A 6756-nucleotide genomic window follows, 5' to 3' on the forward strand; every position below is an offset into this window, starting at 1 on the left:
AAGGAACGGACGCTTCCTTCGTACTCACCCTCTCGGGCTTTCCTCCGGGCAGTTTCCCTTCGGTCTTGCGATTCCGACTCTATCAGACCGTTTCCGATCCGATTCCCTGTCGGAGGGATTTGCCTCGAGGCTTCGGGCTTTCGCCCTGCGGCCTTTCGACATTCACTACGCTAGCCGATTCCCTCCGCAACTCATAATCGAGTTCCACCAGGTTCGAATTCAGGCATGCGGACATGACGAATTCGCTCCCGCGAGGGGCGTTGTAGGTAGTGGGTTGGCCACTTCCGGCTGCAGGCGATCGCCGTACCCGGTTCAAGCGGCTCGGGCTACGTTACGCCCCGGCCAACAGCGAGTCAACTTGGGCGACGCCTGGGGACATGGGCCCGATAGGGGCTGACCGTCGGGTCGTCAGCGACCCAGTAGCGCCAGGGGTGTACGGCTCCGTCGCCGGAGACTCCTGTGCGTGGACCGCTGCATACCTGGTCGGAGTGGACAGAGGCACCGGTCAGGATGCGTAGCGGGGTGTCGCCGGCGGTGCAGGCGTCGGTCCCGTCGAGTGCCCGGTCCACGCCGAGGGCGGTGGCCAGGCGGGCAGGGCCTTTGGCCAGTTCCTTGTCATTTCGGGCCGAGAGTCGACGTTTGCGTGCGGCTTCGACCCCCTCGACGATCTCCCCGGCGCGGAGCAGGACGGCACTCGCCCTGCCCTCCGGGCCGCAGACGAGGTTCATGCAGTGCCACATGCCGTAGGTGAAGTAGACGTACACATGTCCGGGCGGACCGAACATCACGCTGTTGCGGGCCGTGGGGCCGCGATAGGCGTGGGAGCCGGGGTCGTTCGGGCCGTCGTAGGCCTCGACCTCCGTGAGGCGCAGGGTGATCGGTCCGTCGGGGGTCGTGCGCACCAGGAGCCGGCCGAGGAGATCGGGCGCGACCTCCAGGACAGGGCGGTCGAAGAAGGTCCTGGGCAGGGGCGTACGGTCGAGGGTCGCGATCATGCCCTCCGAGCGTAGTGCAGACCGGTGGGTGCGTCGGGGTGGTCAGCGGGCACTCGGCTTGTCAGGGTGAGGGACGCGGAACCGGCCTCGTCGGGATCGCGTATGTAGGGATCGAGGGATCCCGTCCGCACGAGTTCGTAGGTAGAGGGAGAGTCATGGCGTTCAAGAAGCTGCTCGCGAGTCTGGGGGCCGGCGGCGCTTCGGTCGAGACCGTACTGACCGAGGTCAACGTCGTTCCGGGCGGTGTGGTCCAGGGCGAGGTTCGGATCCAGGGCGGTTCCGTCAACCAGGAGATCGAGGGGCTGTCCGTCGGGCTGCAGGCGAAGGTCGAGGTCGAGAGCGGGGACCAGGAGTACAAGCAGGACATCGAGTTCACCAAGCAGCAGCTCGGCGGCGCTTTCGAGCTCCAGGCCGGGGCGGTGCACGCGGTGCCGTTCGGGCTGGAGATCCCGTGGGAGACGCCCATCACGATGATCGACGGGCAGGCGCTGCGCGGGATGCACATCGGTGTGACGACCGAGCTGGCGATCGCACGGGCCGTGGACTCCGGTGACCTGGACCCGGTCAACGTGCACCCGCTGCCGGCGCAGAAGGCCATCCTGGACGCCTTCATCCAGCTGGGCTTCCGGTTCAAGAACGCGGACATGGAGCGCGGGCACATCCGGGGCACTCGGCAGAAGCTGCCGTTCTACCAGGAGATCGAGTTCTTCCCGCCGTCGCAGTACCGGGGGCTGAACCAGGTCGAGCTGAGCTTCGTGGCCGACGAGCACACGATGGACGTCGTGCTGGAGATGGACAAGAAGCCCGGGCTGTTCAGTGAGGGCAGCGACACCTTCCGTTCGTTCCAGGTGGGTCTGCAGGACTACCACGGGACGGACTGGGCCGGGTACCTCAACCAGTGGCTGTCCGAGGTCGGCAGCAGGCGCAACTGGTTCTAGGCTCGGAACCGCAGACTCCAGAACCTTTCAGGAGGTACCGAGGTGACCGAGCTCAAGAGGCGGCCGCTCCCCCATGACTTCCATCCTCCCGTGCCGTCGTTCACGGTGACGAGCGAGGACGTCGAGGAGGGGGGCACGCTCAAGGCCGACCAGGTCCAGGCCAAGGGCAACACCTCTCCGCAGCTGCGGTGGGAGGGCTTCCCGCCGGAGACCAAGAGCTTCGCCGTGACCTGCTTCGACCCCGACGCCCCGACGGGCAGCGGGTTCTGGCACTGGGTCGTGTTCGACATCCCGGCCTCGGTGACCGAGCTGCCGGCCGGTGCGGGCAGCGGCGCGTTCGAGGGGCTGCCGGAGGGCGCCGTGCAGGTGCGCAACGACTACGGCAGCAAGGACTTCGGCGGCGCCGCCCCGCCGCCCGGGGACGGGCCGCACCGATACGTCTTCACGGTGTACGCGGTGGACCAGGAGAAGCTCGGTCCCGACGCGGAGGTCTCTCCCGCCGTCGTGGGCTTCAACCTCCGGTTCCACGCGCTCGCCCGCGCCCAGCTGATCGGTGAGTACGAAGATCCCACGGAGGGATGAATCAGCTCATCGTTCATGGAACGTTTGCCCGCCCCTGGTCTTGGAAGTGATCAGGGGCGGGCATTTTTGTTGCCGGGGGTCGCGGGGGTCACCTCCCGTGGAGCAGCAGATATTGCGTTGTCCATCTCGGCGTGCCCGGCCAGAGTTGGTCCCAGCCTGCCAGGGGGTGGGCCGGTGCGCACAGGAGGTGGGCTGGTATGCGGGACACGCTGGTGCTGAACGCGAGCTTCGAGCCGCTGTCGACGGTGACGTTGAACCGAGCCGTCGTTCTGGTGCTCCAGGACAAGGCCGTCGTCGAGCAGGCCCACCCCGAACTGCGGATGCGCGGCGCCGAGGTCGACATCCCGGCGCCCCGGGTGATCAGACTGTGCGTGTACGTACGGGTGCCGTTCCGAAGACAAGCGCCGTGGTCGAGGCGTGGTGTGCTGATCAGGGACCGCCACCGGTGCGCGTACTGCGGTCGTCGGGCGACGACGGTGGACCACGTGGTGCCACGGGCTCAGGGTGGTCAGGACGGGTGGCTGAACACGGTCGCCTCGTGTGCGGAGGACAACCACCGCAAGGCGGACCGGACGCCGGAACAGGCGCAGATGCCTTTGCTGCGGCAGCCGTTCGAGCCGACGCCGGCGGACGCCATGCTGCTGGCGCTGGGTCAGGACGACCTGGCCGCGCTGCCGGACTGGCTGACGCTGGACGCCGCGTAACCCGTATCCGTACGTGCGTGGGGCCCGCCTTCCGTCGGAAGGCGGGCCCCACGCACGGCGGAGGTCACACGCCTGTGGTCAGTCGAGGGACGGCTTCTCACGCCGCTCGTTGTTGCCGTTGTTGTTGCCGTTGTTGTGACCGTTGTTGCCGTTGTTGTTGCCCGAACCGCCGCCGAACGGGCCGAAGTTGCCCATCGCGCCGGAGAGTCCCTTCAAGGCGTCGCCGATCTCGCTGGGCACGATCCACAGCTTGTTGGCGTCGCCTTCGGCGATCTTCGGGAGCATCTGGAGGTACTGGTAGGAGAGCAGCTTCTGGTCCGGGTCGCCGGCGTGGATCGCCTCGAAGACGGTGCGCACGGCCTGCGCCTCGCCCTCGGCGCGCAGGGCGGCTGCCTTGGCCTCACCCTCGGCGCGCAGGATCTGCGACTGCTTCTCGCCCTCGGCGGTGAGGATCGCGGCCTGGCGGGTGCCTTCCGCGGTGAGGATCGCCGCGCGCTTGTCCCGGTCGGCGCGCATCTGCTTCTCCATCGAGTCCTGGATGGAGGTCGGGGGCTCGATGGCCTTGAGTTCCACGCGGTTGACGCGGATGCCCCACTTGCCGGTCGCTTCGTCGAGGACACCGCGCAGGGCCGCGTTGATCTCCTCGCGGGAGGTCAGGGTCCGCTCGAGGTCCATGCCGCCGATGATGTTGCGGAGCGTGGTGACGGTGAGCTGCTCGATCGCCTGGATGTAGCTGGCGACTTCGTAGGTCGCCGCCCGGGCGTCGGTCACCTGGTAGTAGATGACCGTGTCGATGTTCACGACCAGGTTGTCCTGGGTGATCACCGGCTGCGGCGGGAAGGGCACGACCTGTTCGCGCAGGTCGATGCGGTTGCGGATGGTGTCTATGAACGGGACGACGATGTTGAGGCCCGCGTTGAGTGTGCGCGTGTAGCGGCCGAACCGCTCCACGATGGCCGCACTCGCCTGCGGGATGACCTGGATCGTCTTGATCAGGGCGATGAAGACCAACACCACCAGAATGACCAGGACGATGATGACCGGTTCCATCGCGGCTCCCCGTACCTTTCTCCGCCTCGGCGCTTTCGGAAGATCTCATGTCTGTCGAAGATCTTGCTGGTCGAGTCTGACAGACCGTCGTGCGGCCCGCGAGGTGTTCGGTTCACTTACGTCGTACGGGAGTTGTGCAAGGTCAGATGACGATCGCCGTGGCTCCCTCGATGTCCACGACGTCGACCTCCTGCCCCACGTCGTAGGCGCGTTCGGTGTCGAGCGCGCGCGCCGACCAGATCTCCCCGGCGAGCTTGATGCGGCCCCCCGTGCCGTCGACGCGCTCCAGCACTACGGCGTGCTTGCCCTTCAGGGCGTCGACTCCGGTGGCGAGTCGGGGGCGTTGCCGGTCGTGCCGCATCGCGATGGGCCGTACGACGGCGATGAGGGCCACGGAGACGACGATGAAGACGAGTACCTGTGCCACCGCGCCGAACCCGAGGCCCGCCGCGATCGCGGCGGCCACGGCGCCGACCGCGAGCATGCCGAACTCGGGCATCGCGGTCACCACGAGCGGGATGCCCAGTGCTGCCGCGCCGACGAGCCACCACACCCACGCGTCGATGTCGTTCACACCGTCATGGTAGGGCCGTACGTCCGGCCGGGGACAGGGCGCAAGGGGGGGGCGGTCAGGACAGCGGGAGGCCCTGCGCCGTCCAGCGGTCCCCGACCTGTTCCACGACGAGCGGGAGGCCGAAGCAGAGGGAGAGGTTGCGGGAGGTGAGCTCGAGCTCGACCGGGCCCGCGGCGAGGACCCTGCCCTGGCGGATCATGAGGACGTGGGTGAAGCCGGGGGCGATCTCCTCGACGTGGTGCGTGACCATGATCATCGAGGGGGCGACGGGGTCCCGGGCGAGGCGGCCGAGGCGGCGGACGAGGTCCTCGCGGCCACCGAGGTCGAGGCCGGCGGCCGGCTCGTCGAGGAGCAGCAGTTCGGGGTCGGTCATCAGGGCGCGGGCGATGAGGGTGCGCTTGCGCTCGCCCTCGGAGAGGGTGCCGAACTTCCGGTCGAGGTAGTCGCTCATGCCGAGACGGTCGAGGAAGGCGCGGGCGCGCTGCTCGTCGACGTCCTCGTACTCCTCCTGCCAGCCGGCCGTCATGCCGTAGGCGGCGGTCAGAACGGTCTGCAGGACGGTCTGCCGCTTGGGGAGCTTGTCTGCGAGGGCGATGCCGGCCATGCCGACGCGCGGGCGCAGCTCGAAGACGTCGGTGCCGGGCTTGCCGAGGGGCTCGCCGAGGACGGAGACGTCGCCGGAGCTCGGGAAGAGGTAGGTGGAGGCGATGTTCAGGAGGGTCGTCTTGCCGGCTCCGTTGGGGCCGAGGATGACCCAGCGCTCGCCCTCCTTGACCGACCAGGAGACCTGGTCCACCAGAGCCCGGCCCTCACGGACCACGGATACGTCCTGAAGCTCCAGAACATCGCTCATGAGCGCGTTGTCTCCCCTTGCAGTGTGGCCGGTCGTCTGTCGCGGGCGCCTGTGGCTCGGACCGCCGCGCGTGGGTGGGCGCGGCCCCTTCGGGAAAATCTACGCCACCGGTCGGGCGGCCCGTTCCATCGGTCCGGTCCTTAGGGTGGGGGGATGCTTTCGGAACCGCGCTCTGGTCGCCTTGCCGCTTGGGGAAATGCCCTGTTGGCCGGATTCGTCTCGCCGGACGACGCCGTCCTCGCCGTCGTCGGGGACGACGCCGTGCACCGGGTGGAGGGCCTGCCCGGCGAGGCGGCGCCGGTCGGGCTCACGCTCGCGCTGGGCCGGCTGCGGACGCTCGGGGTCACCGGGCTGCGGGTGGCGCTGCCCGCGCCGGGGCATCCGCTGGGGCTGAGCGGACCGCCGGAGTTCAACGCGCGAGCGCTGGAGGCCGAGGAGGCGGTCGTAGGGCACGGCGCCGGGTACGGGCTGGTGCCCGAGGTGTACGAGGCCGGTCCCGAGGGCGATGTGCACGTCGAGGTGGTGTGGCGCTGCCTGCCGGTGCGGGAGGCGCCGCCTGCCGACGTGCCGTCGCTGGGCGAGGCGGAGCGGGAGCTGGCGGAGGCCTTGCGGGACGCCACGGCGGTGCTGTCGCGGCTGGACGTGGCCGGCTCCGGGCCGGTCGCGGAGGCGGCGATCGACGCGTACCGGGCGCGGGCCGAGCGGGGGCGGGAGGTGCTGGCGCCGGGGTATCCGCCGCGGGCGGTGCGGGTGCTGGAGCTGGCGCAGCGGGTGGGGCTGCTGGTGTCCCTTGCGTACGAGAGGGGGCCCGGGGGCGCGGTCACCTCCGGTGAGATGGCTGCGCGTGCGGAGGCGTTGCGGCCGGTGGAACGGACGGCTCGGCGGGCGCTGGTCGCGGCGTACAACTCCGTTGTGGAGGAGCGGGAGCGGGGGGTGCGGTGAGGGGTGTCTCCGACGGGTGGCGCGAGTTGGTGCGGGGTTCGGGGGCTGCGCCCCCGCGCCCCTCTTCGGCCCTGGACGGGCCTTGTCCTCAAACGCCGGACGGGCTGAACCAGGCACC

General features: G+C 69.3%; 8 protein-coding genes. 4 read left to right on the plus strand and 4 right to left on the minus strand.

The features are described 5' to 3' along the window. Window positions 1–353: 353 nt before the first annotated feature. A complete protein-coding gene (locus ACH4ZA_RS26835; RefSeq protein ID WP_398432033.1) occupies window positions 354–995 on the minus strand; it encodes a DNA-3-methyladenine glycosylase in 642 nt (213 codons plus the stop codon). 155 nt (window positions 996–1150) lie between these two features. Between ACH4ZA_RS26835 and ACH4ZA_RS26840 the strand changes: the two genes are divergently transcribed. The 3 genes from ACH4ZA_RS26840 to ACH4ZA_RS26850 all read left to right on the plus strand — a co-directional run bounded on the left by ACH4ZA_RS26840 (window position 1151) and on the right by ACH4ZA_RS26850 (window position 3219). Further along, complete coding sequence (locus tag ACH4ZA_RS26840; RefSeq protein WP_398432034.1) at window positions 1151–1933, plus strand: sporulation protein; 783 nt, start codon at window positions 1151–1153, stop codon at window positions 1931–1933. A 42-nt stretch (window positions 1934–1975) separates the two neighbouring features. Then, window positions 1976–2515, plus strand: a complete 540-nt coding sequence (locus ACH4ZA_RS26845) for a YbhB/YbcL family Raf kinase inhibitor-like protein (RefSeq protein WP_398432035.1) — start codon at window positions 1976–1978, stop codon at window positions 2513–2515. Window positions 2516–2712: 197 nt separating this feature from the next. Beyond that, the gene (locus ACH4ZA_RS26850) at window positions 2713–3219 is read left to right on the plus strand and encodes an HNH endonuclease (protein WP_398432036.1); all 507 of its coding nucleotides are present in this window, start codon (window positions 2713–2715) and stop codon (window positions 3217–3219) included. A 78-nt stretch (window positions 3220–3297) separates the two neighbouring features. On the opposite strand, the gene ACH4ZA_RS26855 is transcribed toward ACH4ZA_RS26850, so the two are convergent. The 3 genes from ACH4ZA_RS26855 to ACH4ZA_RS26865 form a co-directional block, all read right to left on the minus strand. Further along, entirely contained in the window at window positions 3298–4269 is a 972-nt protein-coding gene (locus ACH4ZA_RS26855) for an SPFH domain-containing protein (RefSeq protein ID WP_398432037.1), read from the minus strand. Between the two features lie 142 nt (window positions 4270–4411). Continuing rightward, window positions 4412–4843, minus strand: coding sequence for an NfeD family protein (locus ACH4ZA_RS26860; RefSeq protein ID WP_398432038.1), 432 nt, complete (start codon window positions 4841–4843; stop codon window positions 4412–4414). A 55-nt stretch (window positions 4844–4898) separates the two neighbouring features. After that, the gene (locus ACH4ZA_RS26865; protein ID WP_398432039.1) at window positions 4899–5696 is read right to left on the minus strand and encodes an ABC transporter ATP-binding protein; all 798 of its coding nucleotides are present in this window, start codon (window positions 5694–5696) and stop codon (window positions 4899–4901) included. Window positions 5697–5849: 153 nt separating this feature from the next. Here ACH4ZA_RS26865 and ACH4ZA_RS26870 point away from each other — a divergent pair, with 153 nt between their 5' ends. Continuing rightward, complete coding sequence (locus ACH4ZA_RS26870) at window positions 5850–6638, plus strand: hypothetical protein (RefSeq protein ID WP_398432040.1); 789 nt, start codon at window positions 5850–5852, stop codon at window positions 6636–6638. The last annotated feature ends 118 nt before the right edge of the window (window positions 6639–6756 follow it).

Source organism: Streptomyces sp. NPDC020597, from assembly GCF_044335095.1.
GTDB lineage: Bacteria > Actinomycetota > Actinomycetes > Streptomycetales > Streptomycetaceae > Streptomyces.